The organism is Streptomyces sp. NPDC093109 (genome assembly GCF_040701725.1).
Classification (GTDB): domain Bacteria; phylum Actinomycetota; class Actinomycetes; order Streptomycetales; family Streptomycetaceae; genus Streptomyces.
In genome coordinates this window covers 63820-83829 of the sequence record NZ_JBFBEZ010000014.1, presented here as the reverse complement: position 1 = coordinate 83829, position 20010 = coordinate 63820, and the positions used below count along the sequence as shown (strand labels likewise).

Sequence of the window (20010 nt, the reverse complement as noted above, 5' to 3'; positions counted from 1 at the left end):
GGCTTGTGCGGCTTGTGCGGCTTGTGCGGCTTGTGTGGCCCGCGGTCCTCGGCCGGTGGCGGAATTGGGTGCGGCGGACCGCGTTCGAACTGGATATGTGGTGGGCCCTGTTTGGGCAGTTCTCCGCGCCGGTAAGGTGCTTCAGCCGTCGTCGGCGGCGCGCTTTCGAGCACGCCCGTACGACACCGCGGTTGGCATTGTTCAGGCAGCGAGTTTATGCGCGGCAGCGTGGGGAGACGTTCCTTTCCGCGCGGTTGCGGGCGGACGAAGACGCCTTGTACGCAAGGATTTTCGGTTCGGTTCCGCAGGGAGAGGGGCGTCAAGGATGACACGAACGACGAGCGCGACGGCTGTTCCGCTGTCGGCCACGGATTGCCGTTACTGCGAGGCGTGCTGGGTCGATCCCGTCGCGCGGGAGCGGATCCGGACGGCTGATACCGGTGAAAGCGTGCGGGATCTGCTCTGCGCGCGCTGCGCCCGGGGGAATTTCCCCCGGCGGGTCGACCTCTTCCCGCCGTTCGGAATCTACCGGCTCACCCGCCGCATGGTGCCGCTGTGCGACGGAAGGCACGGAAAGCCCGGCCCGCCGAAGATGCCGCCCGACCAGGGGCCCGCGCTGCCGCCCGGCCCCAAGCCGCAGAGTCCGCCCGGGACTCCGCCGGTGTAGTCCCGCACGCGTGTAAGTCCCGCACCCGTGTAGTACCGCACCCGTGTAGTTCCTTACTCGTCCGTACTCCTCCGTCCGCGTACGGCACGATCCGTGCCATGGAACGCATCCTCGACCTCGACGAAGCCGCCGCCGCGCCGGCCGAGTGATTGCCGCGGTGGCGTGCGGCCAGGCTTCGGGTCGGGGCGGTTACCTGGCGGGACGAGGCGGAGCCGTGGCCTGTACGGCTGAGGACCGACCGGGCGCTGGTGCAGGATCCCGACTCGGTCGGTGTGCGGCTTCTCGGGCCGGTGGGTACGGACGCCGAGCTGCTCGTCGTGCTGTTCCGGGGTGGCTGGGCCGATGTGGATTACCTCATCGACCTCGACCTCGACGACGCCGGGCCGCTGCCCGCCTTCGGGATCCGGTCGGTGGGCGACTTCGCGGACCGGATCGACGGGTGGGTGTTGCGGGTGTTTCGGGTGTCGCTGGCACCGGTGCCGGGGTCGGCGGGACTGCCGGGGCCGCCCGGTCCCCGCTGAGGGCGGGCGGTGCGCGCCGCCCTCGGCGCGGGACGTGCTTCGGGCGGCGCGTCGGCCGGTTACTTGAGGGCGGCGAGCGCGGCCTCGTAGTTGGGCTCCTCGCTGATCTCCTCGACCAGCTCGGTGTAGATGACCTTGTCGTTCTCGTCCAGGACGATCACGGCGCGGGCCGCGAGGCCGGCGAGGGGGCCCTCGGCGAGGTCGACGCCGTAGCTCTCGACGAACGCGCGGCTGCGGAAGGTGGAGAGGGTCTTGACGTTCTCCAGGCCCTCGGCCCCGCAGAACCGGCCCTGCGCGAACGGCAGGTCCGCCGAGACGCAGAGCACCGCGGTGTTCTCCAGGCCGGCCGCCACCTCGTTGAACTTACGGACCGACGCGGCGCAGGTGCCGGTGTCGACGCTCGGGAAGATGTTGAGCACCTTCCGCTGGCCGGCGAACGTCGTGAGCGTGGCCGTCGAGAGGTCGCCCGCCACCAGCTCGAAGGCCGGGGCCTCGGCGCCGACCTTGGGGAAGTCGCCGCTGACGTTGACGGGGCTGCCCTTGAAATTGACGGTGCTCGGCATGTGATCCTCCTGAGTTACGGGAAACGCACTGCCTCCGACGCTACCGCCTCCCGATCTCACGCCGCGCCGAGGCTCCGCAGCCGCCGCGCCGCCTCGCGCAGCACCTCGTCCTTCTTGCAGAACGCGAACCGTACGAACGGCGCGCCCTCCTTCTCGTGGTCGTAGAACACCGCGTTCGGGATGGCCACCACCCCGCAGCGCTCCGGCAGCGCGCGGCAGAAGGCGAAGCCGTCGGTCTCGCCGAGGGGGCGGATGTCGGTGGTGATGAAGTACGTGCCCGCCGGGCGGTAGACGTCGAAGCCCGCGGCGGTCAGGCCGTCGGCGAGGATGTCGCGCTTGGCGCGCATGTCGGCGCGCAGGGTGTCGAAGTAGGTGTCGGGCAGGCGCAGGGCCTCGGCGATCGCGTACTGGAACGGGCCTGAAGCCACGTACGTCAGGAACTGCTTCGCCGAGCGTACGGCCGTGACCAGCGCCGGTACGCCGGTGACCCAGCCGACCTTCCAGCCGGTGAACGAGAACGTCTTGCCGGCGCTGCTGATCGTCAGTATGCGCTCGCGCATGCCGGGGAAGGACGCGAGCGGGACGTGCTCGCCCTCGAAGACGAGGTGCTCGTACACCTCGTCGGTGACGACGAGCAGATCGCGTTCGACGGCGAGTTCCGCGACGGCGGCGAGTTCGGCGCGGGTGAGGACGGTGCCGGTGGGGTTGTGGGGGGTGTTGAGGAGGATGAGACGGGTGCGGTCGGTGACGGCGTCCCGCAGTTCGTCCAGGTCGAGGTGGTACGCGCCGTCGCGGGGGCGCAGGGTGACCGGCACGCGTACGCCGCCCGCCATGCCGATGCAGGCGGCGTACGAGTCGTAGTACGGCTCCAGGGCGATGACCTCGTCGCCGGGTCCGACGAGCGCGAGCAGCGTGGCGGCGATGGCCTCGGTGGCGCCGGCCGTGACGAGGATCTCGGTGTCGGGGTCGTACGTCAGGCCGTACCGCCGCCGCTGGTGGTCGGCGACGGCGGTGCGCAGCTCGGGGACGCCGGGGCCCGGCGGGTACTGGTTGCCGCGGCCGTCGCGCAGGGCCCGGACCGCCGCCTCGCGTACGGATTCCGGGCCGTCGGTGTCGGGGAAGCCCTGGCCGAGGTTGATCGCGCCGGTGCGCAGGGCGAGTGCCGACATCTCCGCGAAGATCGTGGTGCCGCCGAGCCATTCTTTGGTCATGGCGGCCATCCTGCGCCGAACCTCTGGAGTTGCTCAAGTCGGCTTTGGGTCCGTGGCGGCGGGGGGACAACCCCATCACGCCCGCGCACGGCGAGAAGCGGGGGATCGCGCTTCGGGGGATGCGTACGGGCGGGACGGAAGGACGGGTGAGGGCGATGGTGAGTGCGAGTGGGGTAGTGGCCCTGCTGGTCGCGGTTGCGTTCGTCGGGGTCATCGCGAGTATGGGCAGCCGGGAGAAGCGGAAGACGCGCCGGCGCCGTACCGCGGCGAAGAGGGGGACGGCGGATCCCGCGCTGAACAAGATCAACCGGCGTGGCGCGCGGCGCGGCCCGTCGAGCGAGCGCAGCTGGTGGGCCACGGGCGGGGGCGGGGGCGTGTCCGGTGTCGGCGGGGGCAGTCCGAACGGCGGAGGCTACTCGTCCGACGGTTACTCGGGCGGTCACTCGGGCGGTCATTCGGGCGGTCATTCGGACGGTCATTCCGGTGGCCACTCGGGAGATTCCGGCGGCCACTCCGGTGGCCATTCATGCGGCGGTGGCGGTCACTCGTCGTGCGGGGGCGGCGGAGGCTGCGGCGGCGGGGGCAGCTGAACGGAGGCGACGGAGGCGACGGAGGCGACTGACACGGGGCAGTCGGTCCGTGGTGCCCGGCGGGGAACAAATCCCGCCGGGCACCGTCGCGTTGGGCTTCCGTCGGCGGTGAGGGTCGGCGGTGCGGTGCGGCGGTGCGGGTCGGCGGTCGGCGGTGCGAGGCGGCGCCAAGTGCGCCTACGCGCGCCGTGAATGCACCTGTTTCTTGTGAACAGTTGAACTCTTGGGCCCCCGAGGGGATGGAAACCCCGTCAAGTTGGGTAAAAACACTGCGAGCGTCGCGTACCTCGTGATTCCCTCGTCGTTGAGAGCTTCCTGCCCTCGGACCTCATATGGCACCGAGCCGGCGATCTCCCCCCACAAGTTCCCTCGCTCATTGTCCGGGACGTCCGACGTGACGCCTCCCGGTTCACCGTCAAGCGTGTTTGCGGAGCCGACCCATGCTCACCACCCTCAATACCGCCTACACCGACACCCGTGCCGCCGATCTGGCCTGGGCGTTGGGCCGGGGCCCCGTCCCCGCGCTGGCCGTCCTCGACCTCGATCTCGCCGGTGCCGGGGTTCAGCTGAGGCTGCTCGGCGCCTCCCACCAGGTGATTCTGGAGGAGGAGGGGGGCACCTGCTCCGAGACCGTCGCCTGCATCCCCGGCAGCAGCACACCGCTGCCGCTCGGGGTGTCGAAGCGGCTGGGGGAGTGGGAGTACGAATTCGCCGCGCGCGTCGAGACGCTCTCGCACAGCTCGTTCGCGGGGCGCGCGCAGGAGCTGCTCGCGCTGGTCGCGGATCACCCGAACGGGCTAGCAGGTACGTTCCCCGGTGACCCCAACGCGTTTACGGCGATGCTGGCGCAGCGCGACGAGGGGCAGGTGAGGTGGCGTACGTGGCACGCGTATCCACAGGAAGGGCGGCTCGTCGTGACGCGGACGCGCGTCGGCGTACGTATGCCTGCCGTGGCTGATTACACCCTTGTGGGTGACAAACCGGAATGTATGCGTGACGTAGCGTTACGGGTGTGATCCAGCAGCAGCCCGCGTCCTCGCCGCCCCGTGGTGGCGCGCGGCTGCCCCGGGGCCGGTTGCCGGGGGTGCGGAATCGTTCGCGGCTTCGACTGCGGCTTCGGTCGCGGCTGGGTGATCGGGCCGCCGCCGCCCGCTTTCTGATCCTCACCGTGGTCTTCATCTGCTCGGCGTGCGGACTGGTGTACGAGCTGGAGCTGGTCGCGCTCGCCTCGTATCTGATCGGTGATTCCGTCACCCAGGCGTCCGTCGTGCTGTCGGTCATGGTCTTCGCGATGGGCATCGGGTCGCTCTGCGCCAAGCGGCTGCGGTGCCGGGCGGCGTTCGGGTTCGGGCTGCTGGAGGCGGGGCTCGCGCTGCTCGGCGGCTGCTCGGCTCTGGTGCTGTACGCCGCGTTCGCGTGGATGGGCGAGGCGCGGTACGCGATGGTGGGGTTCTCCCTGGCCATCGGCGGGCTCATCGGCGCGGAGATGCCGCTGTTGATGACGCTCATCCAGCGGTTCTCCCGGCAGGAGGCGGACGGGACCGTCGCGGACCTCTTCGCCGCGGACTACGTGGGCGCGCTCATCGGCGGGCTCGCCTTCCCGTTCCTGCTGCTGCCCCGGCTCGGGCAGTTGACGGGCGCGCTGCTGACGGGCGCGGTGAACGTGGTGGCGGGCGGGGCGCTCGTCCTGTGTCTCTTCGGGCGCGATCTGACGCCGCGCTCGCGGTGGGTGCTGGTGATCGTGAACCTGCTGGTGCTGGCCGTACTCGCCACGGCCGCCGCCCTGGTGGACGACTTCGAACGGGCGGCGCGGCGCGCGGTGTACGGGGACGGGGTGCGGGTCGCCGTCCATACGGAGGTGCAGGAGGTCGTGCTGACCGGGGGTGAGGGGAAGGGCGGGGACGGGGGCGGGGGCGGGGGTTCCGTCGGCGGCGGGAACGCTCGGGACGCGCCGCTGGAGCTGTATCTCGACGGACGGCTGCGGGTCAGCGCGCGCGACGAGTTCCGGTACCACGAAGCGCTGGTGCACCCCGCGATGCTCGGGCCCCACGCGCGCGTGCTGATCCTCGGCGGCGGCGACGGCCTGGCCGCGCGCGAGGTGCTGCGGTACGGGGACGTCCGCGCGGTCACCCTGGTCGAGCTGGACCCGGGCGTCGTACGGCTGGCCCGTACGGATCCGGCGCTGTCGGCGCTCAACGGGCACGCGTATGACGACCCCCGGCTGCGGGTGGTGTACGGGGACGCGTTCAGCCTGCTGCGCGCGGAACGGGCGGAGGGGGCGGAACGGGCGGAGGGCGCTGAACGGGCGGAGGGGGCGGGCTGGTCCGAGGGGGCACCGGCCGGGTACGACGTGGTGATCTGCGATCTGCCGAACCCCGGCATCACGCCCAGCACCAAGCTGTACTCGGAGGAGTTCTACGGCCTCGCCGCGCGCGTGCTCGCTGACGGCGGGCGGCTCGCGGTGCACTCCGGGTCGCCCACGGCCCGGCCGCGTACGTACTGGACGGTCGACGCGACCCTGCGCGCGGCCGGGTTCGGGACGAGCCCGTACCGGGTGGCGGGCCGGCCACCCGGCTTCACCGCCGGGCCCGACCGGGCGAAGCGCGGCGGGGAGGCGCCGGACGACTGGGGCTTCGAGCTGGCCAGGGTGGGCGCGCGGCCACCCCTCGCGCTCGCGCCGGACGCGCCCGCGCTGCGGTCGCTGACGGTGTCGGCCCTGGCGGCGGGGGCGCGGGAGGCGGAGGAGACGCGGGTGTCCGGGGCGGCGCCGTCGACGCTGGTGCATCCGCGCTACGCGGAGTGAGGCGGGAGCCGCCCCGGCTGCGGGCGGGAGCGTCCCGTACGACCTGTGCCAAGAAGCTCCCCGCTCCGGCCGTACGGCACTACCCTCGGGTTCCATGGAGCTTGAGGTGTTCGTTCCGGTTTCGGCAGAGGCACTCCGGCAGACGTTGCGGGACCCTGCCCGGGTCGCCCGCTGCGTTCCCGGGCTCCAACAGGACGCCCAGGACGCCCAGGACGACCAGGACGCCGAAGGGGCTGAGGAGTCGGGGGCAGGGGCGCGGTCGCTGTCCGGGCGTATGAAGATGCGGATCGGCGGCCATACGATCACCTACCGCGGCGCGCTGACGCTCACCGAGCGGGACGGCGCCTTCGACGTGACGGGCGAGGGCGTGGAGGTCCGGGGTACGGGCTCCGCCAAGCTGACGCTCACCCTCCGGGTGACGGACGTGCCACGGAACGACGGCGCGGGCGGCTCGGATGGCGAGGGAGGCGAGGGCGGCACGGGCGGCACGGGCGGCGCGACGGTCGCTCTCACGGGGGGCGCGCGGGCGGAGGGCCGGCTGGCGGAGCTTCCCGCCGAAACGGTCAGGGTCGCCGCGGGCCGGCTGCTGGTCCGTATCGTCGTGCGGCTGGCGGAGGAGTCCGCAACGGAGAGGCCCGGCAGTCCGGAGAGACCCGAGAAGCCGAAGCCGGCGCAGCCCGAAGAGCACGACGCGGCGGACGCGGCGGACGTGGTGGACGCGGTGGACGGGGTGGACGGTCTTGGGGAACTGGAGGACCTGGAAGGGCTGGGCGATCTGGGCGACCTCGAAGGTCTGGAGCAACTGGGCGGATTCGACGGCCCCCAGGGCGAGACCGTCTACAGCACCGGGGACTTCCACATCCCCGGGATCCCGGGGATCCCCGGAACCCCCTCCGGCGAGCCGCCCGCCGAGGCCGCCCACGCCCGCCGCACCATGATCGGACGCAGCGCCGAGGAGGTCGACCACGCCCCGCCACGCGGCCGTTACGCGCCGGTGCCCGCGCCCGACACGGTCGGCGGCGGGGGCACCCTCCGCTGGATCGCGCCCGCCGCCGCGCTCGCGCTGGCTTCGGCCGTGGTGGTCGGGCGCGCGCTGCGGCGTCGCCGGTAATGTCGGGGTGTGAGTAGCAGCGAAGAGAGCATCCGACTGGCGGCGGGCGACGCCGAGTTGACCATCAACCCGGCGAACGGCTGCCGGATCAGCAGCCTGCGCATCGGCGGGACCGAACTGCTGCGCCAAGGGGAGCGGTACGGCTGCTTCCCGATGGTGCCGTGGTGCGGCCGGATCGAGAACGGGCGGTTCAGGAACGGCGACGAGCAGCACCAGATGCCGCTCAACTCCCCGCCGCACGCCATCCACGGCACCGGCCGCAACACCGCCTGGAGCACCGCGAGCGCGGGCAAGAGCGAGGCGGCGTTCACGTACGACCTGGCCGACCCGTGGCCGTACCGCGGCCGGGTCACCCAGCTCTTCGAGCTGACCGAGGACGCTCTGACGCTCACGCTCGGCGTCGAGGCGCACGACACCTCCTTCCCGGCGCAGGCCGGCTGGCACCCGTGGTTCCAGCGCAGCCTGGCGGGCGGGCGCGAGGTGGAGATCGACTTCTCGCCCGAGTGGCAGGAGGAGCGCGGTGACGACCATCTGCCGACCGGCCGCAGGATCGCGCCGCTCCCCGGGCCGTGGGACGACTGTTTCGGGATGCCGGACGGGGTGGACGTGAAGCTCACCTGGCCCGAGCAGCTGGAGCTGACGGTGAAGAGCCGCGCCGAGTGGGTGGTGATGTACGACGAGCAGGCGGAGGCGGTCTGTGTGGAGCCGCAGTCGGGCCCGCCGAACGGGCTCAACACGCTGCCCCGGCTCGTCACGCAGATCGAACCGCTGGAGATCGCGTCGACGTGGAGCTGGCGACGGCTCTGAGGAAGCCGGGCGAAGGCTTCGAGGAGGGGTGGGCGAAGGCTCCGAGGAGGGGCGGGTCCCGGGCGGACGTAAGCTCATGGCCATGACTGACGTACGGGCTGAGCTGCTCCAGCTGATCAAGGACAAGGCCGTGGTGCACGGCAAGGTGACCCTCTCCTCGGGGCTGGAGGCGGACTGGTACATCGACCTCCGCCGGATCACGCTGGACGGCCACGCCGCGCCGCTGGTCGGTCAGGTCATGCTCGACGCCACCGCCGAGCTGGACTTCGACTGCGTCGGCGGACTGACGCTGGGCGCCGACCCGGTCGCGACGTCGATGCTGCACGCCTCCGCCGCGCGCGGGAAGCGGCTCGACGCGTTCGTCGTCCGCAAGGCGCAGAAGGCGCACGGCCTCCAGCGCCGGATCGAGGGCACGGACGTGAAGGGTCGCCGCTGCCTGGTGGTCGAGGACACCTCGACCACGGGCGGCTCGCCGCTGACCGCGGTCGAGGCGGTACGGGAGGCGGGCGGTGAGGTCGTCGCGGTCGCGGTCATCGTGGAGCGGGGCGCGGCTCCGAAGATCGCCGAGGCGGGGCTTCCGTACATCAATGTGTACGGTCTCGACGAGCTGGACCTCGGCTGACGGTCGGCCGGCAGTCGGCCGGCAGTCGGCCGACCGTCAGCCGGCGGTCGACCGACAGCCCCGTCTCGGCCTCTGAGCTGCGGCTTCTTCATGCGCTGGGGCCCTCGCCGGGGTCCCCGCTGGGCTGTTTCACGTGAAACGGCCAGGACCACCGTGGAGCCCGCGGAGGAGTCTGGAAAGATGGGGGCGACGATGACGTCGCCCCCGGGGGATGCCCCCTAGGTCAGGGACAAGCACCTCATACCCGCACATCACAAGGAGCGGCCCGATGCCCATCGCAACCCCAGACGTCTACAACGAGATGCTCGACCGGGCCAAGGCAGGCAAGTTCGCCTACCCGGCCATCAATGTCACCTCGACCCAGACCCTGCACGCTGCGCTGCGCGGCTTCGCGGAGGCCGAGAGCGACGGCATCATCCAGATGTCCACGGGTGGTGCGGAGTTCCTCGGCGGCCAGTACAACAAGGACATGGTGACCGGCGCGGTCGCGCTCGCCGAGTTCGCGCACATCGTCGCCGCCAAGTACGACATCACCGTCGCGCTGCACACCGACCACTGTCCCAAGGACAAGCTGGACGGCTATGTCCGCCCGCTGCTCGACATCTCCGCCGAGCGCGTGAAGGCCGGCCGTAACCCGCTCTTCCAGTCGCACATGTGGGATGGCTCCGCCGAGACCCTGGCCGACAACCTCGCCATCGGTGAGGAGCTGCTCGCCAAGGCCGCCGCCGCGAAGATCATCCTTGAGGTCGAGATCACCCCGACCGGCGGCGAGGAGGACGGCGTCAGCCACGAGATCAACGACGAGCTGTACACCACCGTCGACGACGCGCTGCGCACCGCCGAGGCCCTCGGCCTGGGCGAGAAGGGCCGCTACCTGCTGGCCGCGTCCTTCGGCAACGTCCACGGCGTCTACAAGCCGGGCAATGTCGTGCTCCGTCCCGAGCTGCTCAAGTCCCTCCAGGAGGGCGTCGGTTCGAAGTACGGCAAGCCCGCCGGCAGCCAGCCCTTCGACTTCGTCTTCCACGGCGGCTCCGGCTCCACGGCCGAGGAGATCGCCACCGCGCTGGAGAACGGCGTCGTGAAGATGAACCTCGACACCGACACCCAGTACGCCTTCACCCGCCCCGTCGTGGACCACGTGTTCCGCAACTACGACGGTGTGCTGAAGGTCGACGGCGAGGTCGGCTCGAAGAAGACGTACGACCCCCGCACCTGGGGCAAGCTGGCCGAGGCCGGCATGGCCAAGCGCGTCACCGAGGCGTGCGCGGCGCTCCGTTCGACGGGCACCAAGATCAAGTAGTGCGAATGATCAAGTAGTGCGGTGGTCGGGCCTCTCGGGCCCGCTCCGCGTGTGCGCCGGTCCGCTGCTGAGCGGGCCGGCGCCGCTGTGTGTACTACGCGGCCTTCCCGCCGGCGCCGGCGTAGCGGCCCGGGGTGGTGCCCACGATGCGCTTGAAGTGCCGGGTGAGGTGGGACTGGTCGTAGAAGCCGGCGGCGGTCGCGACGTCGCCCGCCGGCTGTCCGTCGAGCAGCAGACGGCGGGCCAGGCTGACGCGGCGGGACATCAGGTACTGGTGCGGGGCGATGCCGAAGGCGCCGCTGAAGGCGCGTACGAGATGCACGGGGTGGGCGTGGACCAGGCGCGCGGCCTCCGCCAGGGCGATGCCTTCGAGCAGCCGCTCGTCGAGGAGGTCCCGCAGGCTCTGGGCGATGCTCGTGCGGGTGCCGGTGCCGGTGCCGGCCTCGGTACGGGTGCCGAGGCCGGGGCGCGCGGCTCCGAAGGTCGGGCTGGGGCGCAGATGCTCGCGCAGCCGCTCGCTGATGAGGGCGAGCCTGCTCTCCGCCTCGAACTCGTCGCCCGGGTCCGCGAGGGCCGTGTGCAGCTGTCCGACGCGTCGGCGCAGGACGGGATCGGTGAGGTCGGGGCCGTCCACCGCGGGTCCGATGAAGCGCTCGTCCAGCTGCGTCATGTCGAGGTAGATCACGCGCTTGCGGAAGCCGTGCGGGGTGGCGGGGGAGCCGTTGTGCGGGACCTGGGGCGGGAGCAGGCTCACGGTTTCGCGCGGGGTGGCGCGCTCGAAGCGGTCCAGGTCGTAGCGGATCGCGCCGTCGTCGACGATCAGCAGGGTCCAGGAGTCGTGGACGTGCATGGGGTACGCGTGCTCGGTGAAGTGGGCGTGGAAGACCTCCACGACACCCGCCACGGGCGGGCGCCAGGCGGAGATCTCCGGCCGAGGCGTCACGTTAACAACGTACAAGACGGTGTGGGTGGGCATCCCGGAGTCTCGAAGCATGAGAACCAGAACCGAAGACGAGACGCCGGTGCGTTTCGACACCAAGATCGCTGTCCTGCTGCGCGACGACCTCGAGTCCTGGCAGCGGCTGAATGTGACCGCCTTCCTGGTCAGCGGGCTCGGTACGGCCGTCCCCGAGGTGATCGGCGAGCCGTACGCGGACGCCGACGACACCGCGTATCTGCCGATGTTCCGGCAGCCCGTGCTGGTCTTCGAGGGGGCGAAGGAGACGCTGACCGCCGCGCACGGACGCGCGCTGTCCCGCGCGCTGCCGAGGGCCGTGTTCACCTCGGATCTGTTCGGCACGGGCAACGACCGGGACAACAGGGCGGCGGTGCGGGCCGTGGGCGGGGAGCAGCTCGATCTGGTGGGGCTGGCCGTTTACGGGCCGCGCAACGCGGTGGACAAGGTCTTCAAGGGCGCGCGGATGCACCCCTGAGAGGGCCGTTCGTCCGGGCCGGCCGCCGCTGCCCGCTCGCCGCCCGTGCGAGGGGCGGGGATGATCCACGTATGGAGATCAGGCTGGCCTCGGGGCGGGGGCGGTGGGTGGTTTTCACTACGGTGCTCGGGTCGAGCATGGCGTTGCTGGACTCGACCGTGGTCAATGTGGCGCTGCCGCACATCGGGAAGTCGCTCAACGCGGATCTGGCCGTTCTCCAGTGGACCGTGAACGCCTACATGCTGACGCTGGCCGGGCTGATCCTGCTGGGCGGGGCGCTGGGTGACCGGTACGGGCGGCGGCGGGTGTTCGTGGTGGGGGTGGTGTGGTTCGCGGCGGGGTCGCTGCTGTGCGGGGTGGCGCCCGGGGCGGCGGTGCTGATCGTGGCCCGTGCGTTGCAGGGGGTGGGTGGGGCACTGCTGGTGCCGGGGTCGCTGGCGATCATCCAGGCGAGCTTCCACCCGGACGACCGGGCGCGGGCCGTCGGGGTCTGGTCGGGGCTCGGCGGGGTCGGGGCGGCGGTCGGCCCGTTCCTGGGCGGCTGGCTGGTCGACGGGCCCGGCTGGCGGTGGGTGTTCCTGATCAATGTGCCGCTGGCCGCGCTGTGTGTGCCGGTGGCGCTGCGGCACGTACCGGAGACCAGGGACCCGGCGGCGCACGGCCGGTTCGACGCGCTGGGGGCCGGGCTGGGGGCGGTGGCGCTGGCGCTGGTGACGTATGCGCTCATTGGGCGGGTGTGGTGGGCGGGGCTGGTGGGGGTGCTGGTGGCGGTCGCCTTCGTACGGGTGGAACGGCGGCGGCCCGATCCGATGCTGCCGCTGCCGATCTTCCGGTCCCGGCTGTTCACCTCGGTCAATCTGGTCACGCTCTGCGTGTACGCGGCGTTCGGCGGGTTCTTCTTCCTCGCCGCGCTCCAGCTCCAGGTCGTCGTGGGGTACTCGGCGCTCGGCGCGGGGGCGGCGCTGCTGCCGACGACGGTGCTGATGCTGCTGCTGTCCGCGCGCTCCGGCGCGCTGGCCGAGCGCATCGGGCCGCGTATCCCGCTGACCGTCGGTCCGCTGCTGTGCGCCGGCGGGATGCTGCTGATGCTGCGCGTGGGCGAGGGCGCCGCGTATCTCGCGGATGTGCTGCCGGCGCTGGTGGTCATGGGGATGGGGATGGTCTCGCTGGTCGCGCCGCTGACGGCGACCGTGCTCGGCTCCGTGGACACCGCGCGCGCCGGGCTGGCCAGCGGCATCAACAACGCCGCCGCCCGCGCGGCCGGACTGCTCGCGGTCGCCGCGCTGCCGCTGCTGGCGGGCATGGGCCCGGAGGCGTACCGCTCGGCGGCGGAGTTCGGCGCCACGTTCCGGCGCGCGATGCCGATGTGCGCGGGGGTGCTGGTGCTGGGGGCGCTGATCGCCTGGACCACCGTACGCACCCCGGCCAGGCCGCCCGCCCGGGCCCCGGCATCCGCTGAGGCCCCGGCGCCGGCGGAGGTTCCGGCGCCGGTCCGGCCCGAGTGCCACGTCCACTGCGGGCTGACGGCGCCGCCGCTGGAGGGGGAACGGGGATACGCGGCTACAGATCGTCGGGCAGCAGACGGAAGCCCTGGTGACCGGTGAGAGGACGGATCACACGGAAGTGCCGGCGGTCGAGCGTGAAGACGGCGTCGGTACGGAACTCCGCGGCGAGCGCGGCGTTCATGGCGTCGGTCAGACCGATCTCCATGTCCTGGTGCCGGGACATGAGGGCCCGGGCGCTGCGGAGATGCGGCGCGATCTCGGGTACCTCGTAGCGGCGCACATCGACCTTCTCCATGACATGGTCGAGAATGCGGAGCGCTGTTGGCGCACCGATTCTGGTGGTCACCAGATAGTCCAGCTCGGCCAGGACCAGCGGGGAGATCACCAGGTGCCCGATCTGCGCCCGTGCCTTGCGGCAGGCGTGGTGCTCCGCGTCATTGCTGTTGAAGACCGCAAGCAGTGCCGAGGTGTCGGCGATGGCCACGGCGGCGCTCACGCGCCGAACCCCTGACGCAGGAATTCGTCCGTGCGGGACGAGAGATCGGCCGGGCCGTCGAAGAGCGGCAGATCGTCGTCGTCGCCCATCGGGTCCGTGGGGTGCAGGGGGATCGGGTCGGAGTGGTCCGCCGGCACGAGGGTCGCGATGTGACGGCCGTTCTTGGTCACCGCTATGGCGTGCCCCTGCTCCGCGGCGGCAAGGATGCGCGCGGACTGCTGGTTGAACTCCCGGGCGGTGGCTGTGTCCATGAAACCAAATGTACTACCTGTGTACTACATACGGCTTCCGCCGGTGGGACCGGGGCTCCGGCCGGGCAGGGCAGACTGTAGGTATGGCCATCCACGAAAACCTCCTGGGGGGACCGCCCCCCACCCAGCTGCCCGATGATCCCGAGCCGCGTGAGCTGCTCGCGAACGGTACGCCGCCCGCCGAGGTCGCGGCGAAGTACCCGACGTCCTCGCTCGCCTGGGCGCAGCTCGCCGATGACGCGTTCGAGGGCACGCGGGTCGTCGAGTCGTACGCGTACGCGCGGACCGGGTACCACCGGGGGCTCGACTCGTTGCGGCGCAGTGGCTGGAAGGGGCACGGGCCCGTGCCGTGGGAGCACGAGCCGAACCGTGGCTTCCTGCGCGCGCTGCACGCGCTCGCCCGGGCCGCGCAGGCGATCGGTGAGCAGGCGGAGTACGAGCGCTGCGCGACGTTCCTGCGCGATTCCTCGCCGCTGGCGGCCGACACCCTCGGCTGACGCCACCTCGGCTGACGCCACCCTCGCTGACGGCATCCTCCGCTGACAGCACCGCCCGTCGCGGGGCGAGTTCCGTTGCGTGTGCCCCGTTCCGTTCGGCACTCGTGAGTCTCGTCACTGCGTGAAAACGGAACCGTACGAAGGCCCCGCCCGTATCCCAGGGCGCGGGCCTTCGCTTGTTCGATCGCACGCTCTGTCGAACAAGGAGACCGTCTGTGGGCCAGCGTGGTGTGACCGTCCAAGGCCGCCGTCGGCGTCGGCAGTCCGCGCCGTTGGCCGTGGTGGGGCTGGTCCTGGCCACCGTGGTGGTGGGCGGTGGCGTCGCCATCGCCTCCTGGCGGGGCGTCGGGGGTACGGGTGCGGACGCGGCCCCCGGGGCCTCCGCACCCGCCCCTGGTACGGGCGCGCAGGTGGCCCCGGACTCGCCCCCGGTCTCGGCCTCGCCCTCCGTCGAGGCCGCGGTGACGCCCTCTCCGACTCCCACCCCCACGCCCACGCCCACCACCGTTCCCGTCTCCGGGCCCGGCACCTTCACCGCCGCGGAGGCGCAGGGGAAGAAGACCGGCACCGGGCCGCTCCGCCGCTACCTCGTGGAGGTCGAGGACGGGATCGACATCTCGGCCGAGGGCGCCGCCGCCGAGATCCAGGAGATCCTGGCCCATCCGCTCGGCTGGGCCGCGCACGGCCGGGGCTCCTTCCAGCTGGTCTCCGGGGGCAAGGAGGCGGACTTCATCATCCGGATCGCCACCCCCACCACCGCCGACAAACTCTGTGCCCAGCAGGGACTCAACACCCGTGGCGAGCTGAACTGCGAGACCACCGACGGTGTCGTGGTCAATCTGCGGCGCTGGATGCTCGGCTCGCCCATGTTCGACGGGCCGCCGACCGAGTACCGGCACCTGATCATCAACCACGAGGTCGGGCACGAGATCGGCATCCGCCAGCACATGGGCTGCGGCGGCCCCGGCAAACTCGCGCCCGTGATGATGCAGCAGATCAAGGGCCTCGACGGGTGCCGGTCCAACGCGTGGCCGTACGACGAGGACGGGGAGTTCATCGAGGGGCCGCTCGTCTGAGGGACCGGTCGGCCGAGGGACCGGTCGGCCGAGGGACCGCTCGTCCGAGGGGCCGCTCGTCCGAGGGGCCCGGGCCCGGTCGGGACGAGGGGCCGGTCGGCCGCGGGCCCCTCGGCCGACCGGCTCTGGGGCGTGAGGTGTCCTCGGGGCTCCCGTCCTATGATGCGATGAGGGGACCGGGGCTCCGTAGCCAATCGGAAAGGGGCGGACCGCTACCCGGCAGCCATATCGAGGAGACAGCGATGTCGCATACCCCCGATGCTCCCGGAGCCGGTTCGGACGCCCCGAACCTCGACTTCGCCGGGACCACCCCGTACGAGGACTACGTCCAGGCCGACGTCCTCACCCATTTGCAGCAGCCGCGCTCCGACGACCCCGGTGAGCTGGTCTTCCTCGTCACCACCCAGGTCATGGAGCTGTGGTTCACGGTGATCGTCCACGAGTGGGAGACCGCCGCGCGTGCACTGCGCGAGGACCGGGTCCCGCGCGCCCTGGACGCGCTCAAGCGGTCCGTACGGGAACTGGAGGCGCTCAACGCCTCCTGGAAACCGCTCGGCCAGCTGACCCCCGCGCAGTTCAACGCGTACCGGAGCGCGCTCGGTGAGGGCTCCGGCTTCCAGTCGGCGATGTACCGGCGGATGGAGTTCCTGCTCGGCGAGAAGTCCGCGTCGATGCTCGTACCGCACCGGGGCGCGCCGCGCGTCCACGCCGAGCTGGAGAAGGCCCTCCAGGAACCCGGCCTGTACGACGAGGCCCTCGCGTTCCTCGCCCGGCGCGGGCTGCCGGTGCCGCGCGCGGTCCTCGACCGCGAACCGTCCCAGCGCTACGAGCCGTCGCCCGAGGTCGAGGCGGTCTGGACCGGGATCTACGGCGACCCCGAACGGAACCCTGAACTCGTGCGGCTCGGCGAGGCGTTGACGGACGTCGGGGAGCTGGTCTGGCGCTGGCGCAACGATCATCTGGTGGCCACCCGGCGCGCGATGGGCGCCAAGACCGGTACGGGCGGCTCCGCCGGCGTCGCGTGGCTGGAGAAGCGGGCCACGAAGAACGTGTTCCCCGAGCTGTGGACGGCGCGCAGCCATGTCTGAGTCCCCGATGCCCGAGTCCCCGGCCGAGAAGGCCCCGACGTCCCCGGCCGAAAAGGCCCCGACCCGCACCGCCCTCGCGCTCAAGGCCCGCGCCCGCGCCCTCGACGCCGCCGACGAACTCGCGCCACTCCGCGCCCTGTTCGCCCTCGACGACACGTCCGTCTACCTCGACGGCAACTCCCTCGGCGCCCTCCCCGCCCATGTCCCCGCCCGCATACAGGATGTGATCACCCGTCAGTGGGGTGAACTCCGCATCCGCTCCTGGTCCGAGGGTGACTGGTGGACCGCGCCCGAGCGCATCGGCGACCGCGTCGCGCCGCTCGTCGGCGCGGGCCCGGGGCAGATCGTGGTCGGCGACTCGACCAGCGTCAACGTCTTCAAGGCGGTGGTCGGCGCCGTACGCCTCCAGGACACCGAACGGGCGGCGGAACCCGCGCGGGACGAGATCCTGGTGGACGCCACGACCTTCCCCACGGACGGGTACATCGCCGCCTCCGCCGCCCGATTGACCGGCCGGCCCGTCGTCCCCGTCGACCCCGGGCAGGTGCTCGGCTCGCTCGGACCGCGTACCGCCGTCGTCCTCCTCAACCACGTCGACTTCCGCACCGGACGCCTCCACGACCTGCCGGGCATCACGGCCGCCGCGCACGAGGCGGGCGCGCTCGTCGTCTGGGACCTGTGCCACAGCGCGGGCGCCCTGCCGGTCGGGCTGGACGCGCACGGCGTCGACCTCGCCGTGGGATGCACGTACAAGTACCTGAACGGCGGGCCGGGTTCACCCGCGTTCCTCTATGTCGCCGAGCGCCACCAGTCGCGCTTCGACTCCCCGCTGCCGGGGTGGAACTCGCACGCCGATCCGTTCGCGATGGACCACGCGTACGCGGCGGCGGACGGCGCGGTACGCGGCCGGGTCGGCACCCCCGACATCCTCTCCATGCTGGCGCTGGAGGCGTCCCTCGACGTGTGGGACGGGGTGAGCGTGGCGGCCGTACGGGAGAAGAGCCTGGCCCTCACCGATCTCTTCCTGGAGTGCGTGGAGGCGTACGCGCCGAAGGGCGGCCCCGGTTCCGTCGTACCGCTGACCCCCGCCGCGCACGCCGAGCGCGGCAGCCAGATCGCCCTGCGGTGCGCGGCGGCGCCCGCCGTCATGGCCGCGCTCATCGCGCGCGGGATCGTCGGTGACCTGCGCAGGCCGGACGTGCTGCGCTTCGGGTTCACGCCGCTGTACACGGGGTTCGCGGAGGTGGAGCGGGCGGCGCGGGTGCTCGGGGAGGTGCTCGGGGAGGTGCTCGGGGAGGTGCTCGGCGATCTGGAGGGGTAGGCGCTGGGGCGGGTAGAGCTGGGGCGGGGTCGGTTCATGGGGCTTCGTCCGTGCCGGTATTGGTGCTTGCGAGGCTTGTGTGACGGGTGTTCAGGGAGAGGTACGGGCCGAACGGGCCCTGCCCCGGCCCCCGTCCGGCCCCCGCCCGGGAGACGGACGGGAGCCGGGCGGGTGATCAACCCCCTCCAGGGCTGATAGCGTCCCCGCTGATCAGGTCAATTCGGCCCCCGCACCGAAAGGTTGGAGCAAGATGCCGGACCCCGCCGCGCACGATGCCGTTGCTCGTGACGCCGCAGAGACCGAATCGGTCTTCGCCCATCCGGTTGTCCGGCCCGATGCCACCGCCGCGTACGGCGAACATCCTGATCAGGTGATCGACTTCTACGCCCCCCGGGGCGAGCACGACCGTGACCGCGTACCGCTGGTGGTGATCCTGCACGGCGGCGCGTGGCGCGCACCGTACGACCGGGCGCATTTGACGCCGTTCGCGGGATTCCTGGCGCGGCGCGGTTTCGCCGTCGCCAACGTCGAGTACCGGCGCGGTCCTGGCGAGGTGGCGGAAGGCGCGGCGCGGAACGCGGAGCAGAACGCGGAGCAGGGCGGGGACCCGGTGGCCGGGCGCTGGCCCGAGACGTTCGACGACGTCGCCGCCGCGATGGACGCGCTGCCCGCGCTCGCCGCCGACGTGCTGCCGCAGGCCGACGCCCGGCGGACCGTGGTGACCGGGCACTCCGCCGGCGGCCATCTCGCCCTCTGGGCGGCGGCCCGCCATGTGCTGCCCCTGGGCTCCCCCTGGCGGCTCGACGGGCCGCCGCCGCTGCGCGGGGTCGTCGCGCTGGCGCCGATCGCGGATCTCGTACGGGCCGCCGAACTGGGCGTGTGCGGCGAGGCGATCCACCAACTGTTCGGCGGCCAGGAGCAGTTCAAGCAGCGCCGGGAACACGCCGACCCGGCCGCGCTGCTGCCGACGGGGATCGCGACGGCGGTCGTCCAGGGCCGTACGGACCTCACCGTGCCGTACGAGGTCACCGAGGCGTTCGTGGACGCGGCGGCGCGCGCCGGCGAGATGGTCGGGCTGACGCTCCTGGAGGAGGTCGGCCACTTCCCGCTGATCGACCCGGCGGCGGACGCCTGCGCGGTGGTGGCGGAGGAGATCGCCCAGCTGGCCTGGTGAGGGGGGATCCTCCGGCCCGTCAGCGCGTCGTCAGCGCGTCATCAGCGCGCGTAGCTCCTCGGCGATCTCCGCCGGAGCCTCCTCCGCCATGAAGTGGCCGTACGTCACGCTGCTGTGCCGCAGGTCCGGCGCCCACGCGCGCCACAGCTCCGCCGCGTCGAAGCCGAGCGCGGCGCCCCAGTCCTGCTGGAGCACGGTGACCGGCATACGCAGCCGGTTGCCGGCGGCCCGGTCGGCGCGGTCGTCGTCGAGGTCGGCACCGGCGGAGGCGCGGTAGTCGGCGACGATCGAGGGCACCGCGTCGCGGCAGGCGGCCAGGTAGGCGGCCCGGACATCGGCGGGGATCGCGTGCGGGTCCTTGGTCCAGATGTCGAGGAAGTGCCCGAAGAACGCGTCCGGGCTCGCCGCGATCATCCGCTCGGGCAGGCCCGGCGGCTGGGCCATCAGATAGAGGTGGAAGCCGACGGCGGCGGTGACGCCGTGCAGCACGTCCCACATGTCGAGGGTCGGCAGTACGTCCAGCGACGCCAGGTGGGTGACCGCCTCGGGGTGGTCGAGCGCGGTACGGAACGCGACGAGGGCACCGCGGTCGTGCCCGGCGAGCGCGAAGCTCTCGTGGCCGAGGGCGCGGGCGAGGGCGACGATGTCGGCGCCCATGGTGCGCTTGGAGTAGGTGCCCGCCTTGCCCGCCTTGCCCGCCTCCGCCGGCTTGTCGCTGGCACCGTAACCGCGCAGGTCGGGGCAGATCACGGTGTGGTCGGCCGCGAGGTCGGCGGCGACGTGCCGCCACATCAGATGGGTCTGCGGGAAGCCGTGCAGCAGCACGATCGGGGTGCCCGTACCCGCGGTGGCCACATGGAGGGACACGCCGTCGGCGACGGGGACGCGGCGGTAGTCGAAGCCGGGGATGACGGGGGCCATGGTTTGCTCTTTTCCTTGGGCGGGCTGTGCTCGGACGCTTCGACGAGCTTGCC

At 72.1% G+C, this 20010-nt stretch carries 21 protein-coding genes; 15 read left to right on the top strand and 6 right to left on the bottom strand.

What is annotated here, in order from left to right:
- Positions 1 to 325: 325 nt before the first annotated feature.
- Complete coding sequence (locus AB0389_RS16015) at positions 326 to 667, top strand: hypothetical protein (RefSeq protein ID WP_366395995.1); 342 nt, start codon at positions 326 to 328, stop codon at positions 665 to 667.
- 248 nt (positions 668 to 915) lie between these two features.
- Positions 916 to 1188, top strand: a complete 273-nt coding sequence (locus tag AB0389_RS16010; RefSeq protein ID WP_366395994.1) for a hypothetical protein — start codon at positions 916 to 918, stop codon at positions 1186 to 1188.
- A 59-nt stretch (positions 1189 to 1247) separates the two neighbouring features.
- Here AB0389_RS16010 and tpx read toward each other — a convergent pair whose 3' ends face one another.
- Both tpx and AB0389_RS16000 read right to left on the bottom strand, forming a co-directional pair.
- Positions 1248 to 1751, bottom strand: coding sequence for a thiol peroxidase (tpx, locus tag AB0389_RS16005; protein WP_366395993.1), 504 nt, complete (start codon positions 1749 to 1751; stop codon positions 1248 to 1250).
- A gap of 56 nt (positions 1752 to 1807) precedes the next feature.
- Entirely contained in the window at positions 1808 to 2962 is a 1155-nt protein-coding gene (locus AB0389_RS16000; RefSeq protein WP_366395992.1) for a pyridoxal phosphate-dependent aminotransferase, read from the bottom strand.
- Between the two features lie 1030 nt (positions 2963 to 3992).
- On the opposite strand from AB0389_RS16000, the gene AB0389_RS15995 reads away from it, so the two are divergent.
- The 6 genes from AB0389_RS15995 to fbaA all read left to right on the top strand — a co-directional run bounded on the left by AB0389_RS15995 (position 3993) and on the right by fbaA (position 10195).
- Positions 3993 to 4568 (top strand): DUF2617 family protein, encoded by a 576-nt coding sequence (locus AB0389_RS15995; protein WP_366395991.1) that lies wholly within the window; start codon positions 3993 to 3995, stop codon positions 4566 to 4568.
- A gap of 110 nt (positions 4569 to 4678) precedes the next feature.
- A complete protein-coding gene (locus AB0389_RS15990) occupies positions 4679 to 6355 on the top strand; it encodes a polyamine aminopropyltransferase (RefSeq protein WP_366396072.1) in 1677 nt (558 codons plus the stop codon).
- A 94-nt stretch (positions 6356 to 6449) separates the two neighbouring features.
- Positions 6450 to 7466, top strand: coding sequence for a carbon monoxide dehydrogenase (locus AB0389_RS15985; protein ID WP_366395990.1), 1017 nt, complete (start codon positions 6450 to 6452; stop codon positions 7464 to 7466).
- Positions 7467 to 7475: 9 nt separating this feature from the next.
- Entirely contained in the window at positions 7476 to 8273 is a 798-nt protein-coding gene (locus tag AB0389_RS15980) for an aldose 1-epimerase (protein WP_366395989.1), read from the top strand.
- Between the two features lie 82 nt (positions 8274 to 8355).
- Complete coding sequence (gene pyrE, locus AB0389_RS15975) at positions 8356 to 8895, top strand: orotate phosphoribosyltransferase (RefSeq protein WP_366395988.1); 540 nt, start codon at positions 8356 to 8358, stop codon at positions 8893 to 8895.
- A 268-nt stretch (positions 8896 to 9163) separates the two neighbouring features.
- Positions 9164 to 10195 carry a class II fructose-bisphosphate aldolase gene (gene fbaA, locus AB0389_RS15970; RefSeq protein WP_366395987.1) on the top strand — a complete coding sequence of 344 codons (1032 nt, stop codon included), beginning with the start codon at positions 9164 to 9166 and terminating at the stop codon, positions 10193 to 10195.
- Between the two features lie 94 nt (positions 10196 to 10289).
- Here the strand turns inward: fbaA and AB0389_RS15965 are convergent, their stop codons facing one another.
- Positions 10290 to 11138, bottom strand: coding sequence for an AraC family transcriptional regulator (locus AB0389_RS15965; protein ID WP_366395986.1), 849 nt, complete (start codon positions 11136 to 11138; stop codon positions 10290 to 10292).
- Between the two features lie 49 nt (positions 11139 to 11187).
- On the opposite strand from AB0389_RS15965, the gene AB0389_RS15960 reads away from it, so the two are divergent.
- Positions 11188 to 11628, top strand: a complete 441-nt coding sequence (locus tag AB0389_RS15960) for a DUF2000 domain-containing protein (RefSeq protein ID WP_366395985.1) — start codon at positions 11188 to 11190, stop codon at positions 11626 to 11628.
- Positions 11629 to 11699: 71 nt separating this feature from the next.
- Positions 11700 to 13232: a DHA2 family efflux MFS transporter permease subunit gene (locus tag AB0389_RS15955; protein ID WP_366395984.1), complete on the top strand. Its 1533-nt coding sequence runs from the start codon at positions 11700 to 11702 to the stop codon at positions 13230 to 13232.
- Here the strand turns inward: AB0389_RS15955 and AB0389_RS15950 are convergent.
- Positions 13189 to 13629: a PIN domain-containing protein gene (locus AB0389_RS15950; RefSeq protein ID WP_366395983.1), complete on the bottom strand. Its 441-nt coding sequence runs from the start codon at positions 13627 to 13629 to the stop codon at positions 13189 to 13191. The genes AB0389_RS15955 and AB0389_RS15950 overlap by 44 nt on opposite strands.
- The gene (locus tag AB0389_RS15945) at positions 13626 to 13880 is read right to left on the bottom strand and encodes a type II toxin-antitoxin system prevent-host-death family antitoxin (RefSeq protein ID WP_366395982.1); all 255 of its coding nucleotides are present in this window, start codon (positions 13878 to 13880) and stop codon (positions 13626 to 13628) included. The genes AB0389_RS15950 and AB0389_RS15945 overlap by 4 nt, the downstream gene beginning before the upstream one ends.
- Positions 13881 to 13963: 83 nt before the next feature.
- On the opposite strand from AB0389_RS15945, the gene AB0389_RS15940 reads away from it, so the two are divergent.
- The 5 genes from AB0389_RS15940 (at position 13964) to AB0389_RS15920 (ending at position 19036) form a co-directional block, all read left to right on the top strand.
- Complete coding sequence (locus AB0389_RS15940) at positions 13964 to 14377, top strand: DUF3151 domain-containing protein (RefSeq protein ID WP_366395981.1); 414 nt, start codon at positions 13964 to 13966, stop codon at positions 14375 to 14377.
- A 215-nt stretch (positions 14378 to 14592) separates the two neighbouring features.
- Complete coding sequence (locus AB0389_RS15935) at positions 14593 to 15453, top strand: DUF3152 domain-containing protein (protein ID WP_366395980.1); 861 nt, start codon at positions 14593 to 14595, stop codon at positions 15451 to 15453.
- A 242-nt stretch (positions 15454 to 15695) separates the two neighbouring features.
- Positions 15696 to 16541, top strand: a complete 846-nt coding sequence (locus AB0389_RS15930) for a tryptophan 2,3-dioxygenase family protein (protein WP_366395979.1) — start codon at positions 15696 to 15698, stop codon at positions 16539 to 16541.
- Entirely contained in the window at positions 16534 to 17862 is a 1329-nt protein-coding gene (kynU, locus tag AB0389_RS15925; protein WP_366395978.1) for a kynureninase, read from the top strand. Before AB0389_RS15930 ends, kynU begins: the two co-directional genes overlap by 8 nt.
- A 250-nt stretch (positions 17863 to 18112) precedes the next feature.
- Positions 18113 to 19036 carry an alpha/beta hydrolase gene (locus tag AB0389_RS15920; RefSeq protein ID WP_366395977.1) on the top strand — a complete coding sequence of 308 codons (924 nt, stop codon included), beginning with the start codon at positions 18113 to 18115 and terminating at the stop codon, positions 19034 to 19036.
- A 30-nt stretch (positions 19037 to 19066) separates the two neighbouring features.
- Here AB0389_RS15920 and AB0389_RS15915 read toward each other — a convergent pair whose 3' ends face one another.
- Positions 19067 to 19957, bottom strand: coding sequence for an alpha/beta hydrolase (locus AB0389_RS15915; RefSeq protein WP_366395976.1), 891 nt, complete (start codon positions 19955 to 19957; stop codon positions 19067 to 19069).
- Positions 19958 to 20010: the final 53 nt, after the last annotated feature.

Bases quoted from the DNA above. Each gene is read 5' to 3' on its own strand.
- AB0389_RS15985 (WP_366395990.1), top strand. From the start codon at position 6,450: ATGGAGCTTGAGGTGTTCGTTCCGGTTTCGGCAGAGGCACTCCGGCAG.
- AB0389_RS15930 (WP_366395979.1), top strand. From the start codon at position 15,696: ATGTCGCATACCCCCGATGCTCCCGGAGCCGGTTCGGACGCCCCGAAC.
- AB0389_RS15955 (WP_366395984.1), top strand. From the start codon at position 11,700: ATGGAGATCAGGCTGGCCTCGGGGCGGGGGCGGTGGGTGGTTTTCACT.
- AB0389_RS16015 (WP_366395995.1), top strand. From the start codon at position 326: ATGACACGAACGACGAGCGCGACGGCTGTTCCGCTGTCGGCCACGGAT.
- pyrE (WP_366395988.1), top strand. From the start codon at position 8,356: ATGACTGACGTACGGGCTGAGCTGCTCCAGCTGATCAAGGACAAGGCC.
- AB0389_RS15920 (WP_366395977.1), top strand. From the start codon at position 18,113: ATGCCGGACCCCGCCGCGCACGATGCCGTTGCTCGTGACGCCGCAGAG.
- tpx (WP_366395993.1), bottom strand. From the start codon at position 1,751: ATGCCGAGCACCGTCAATTTCAAGGGCAGCCCCGTCAACGTCAGCGGC.
- AB0389_RS15960 (WP_366395985.1), top strand. From the start codon at position 11,188: ATGAGAACCAGAACCGAAGACGAGACGCCGGTGCGTTTCGACACCAAG.
- AB0389_RS15995 (WP_366395991.1), top strand. From the start codon at position 3,993: ATGCTCACCACCCTCAATACCGCCTACACCGACACCCGTGCCGCCGAT.
- AB0389_RS15915 (WP_366395976.1), bottom strand. From the start codon at position 19,957: ATGGCCCCCGTCATCCCCGGCTTCGACTACCGCCGCGTCCCCGTCGCC.
- AB0389_RS15945 (WP_366395982.1), bottom strand. From the start codon at position 13,880: ATGGACACAGCCACCGCCCGGGAGTTCAACCAGCAGTCCGCGCGCATC.
- fbaA (WP_366395987.1), top strand. From the start codon at position 9,164: ATGCCCATCGCAACCCCAGACGTCTACAACGAGATGCTCGACCGGGCC.
- AB0389_RS15940 (WP_366395981.1), top strand. From the start codon at position 13,964: ATGGCCATCCACGAAAACCTCCTGGGGGGACCGCCCCCCACCCAGCTG.
- kynU (WP_366395978.1), top strand. From the start codon at position 16,534: ATGTCTGAGTCCCCGATGCCCGAGTCCCCGGCCGAGAAGGCCCCGACG.
- AB0389_RS16000 (WP_366395992.1), bottom strand. From the start codon at position 2,962: ATGACCAAAGAATGGCTCGGCGGCACCACGATCTTCGCGGAGATGTCG.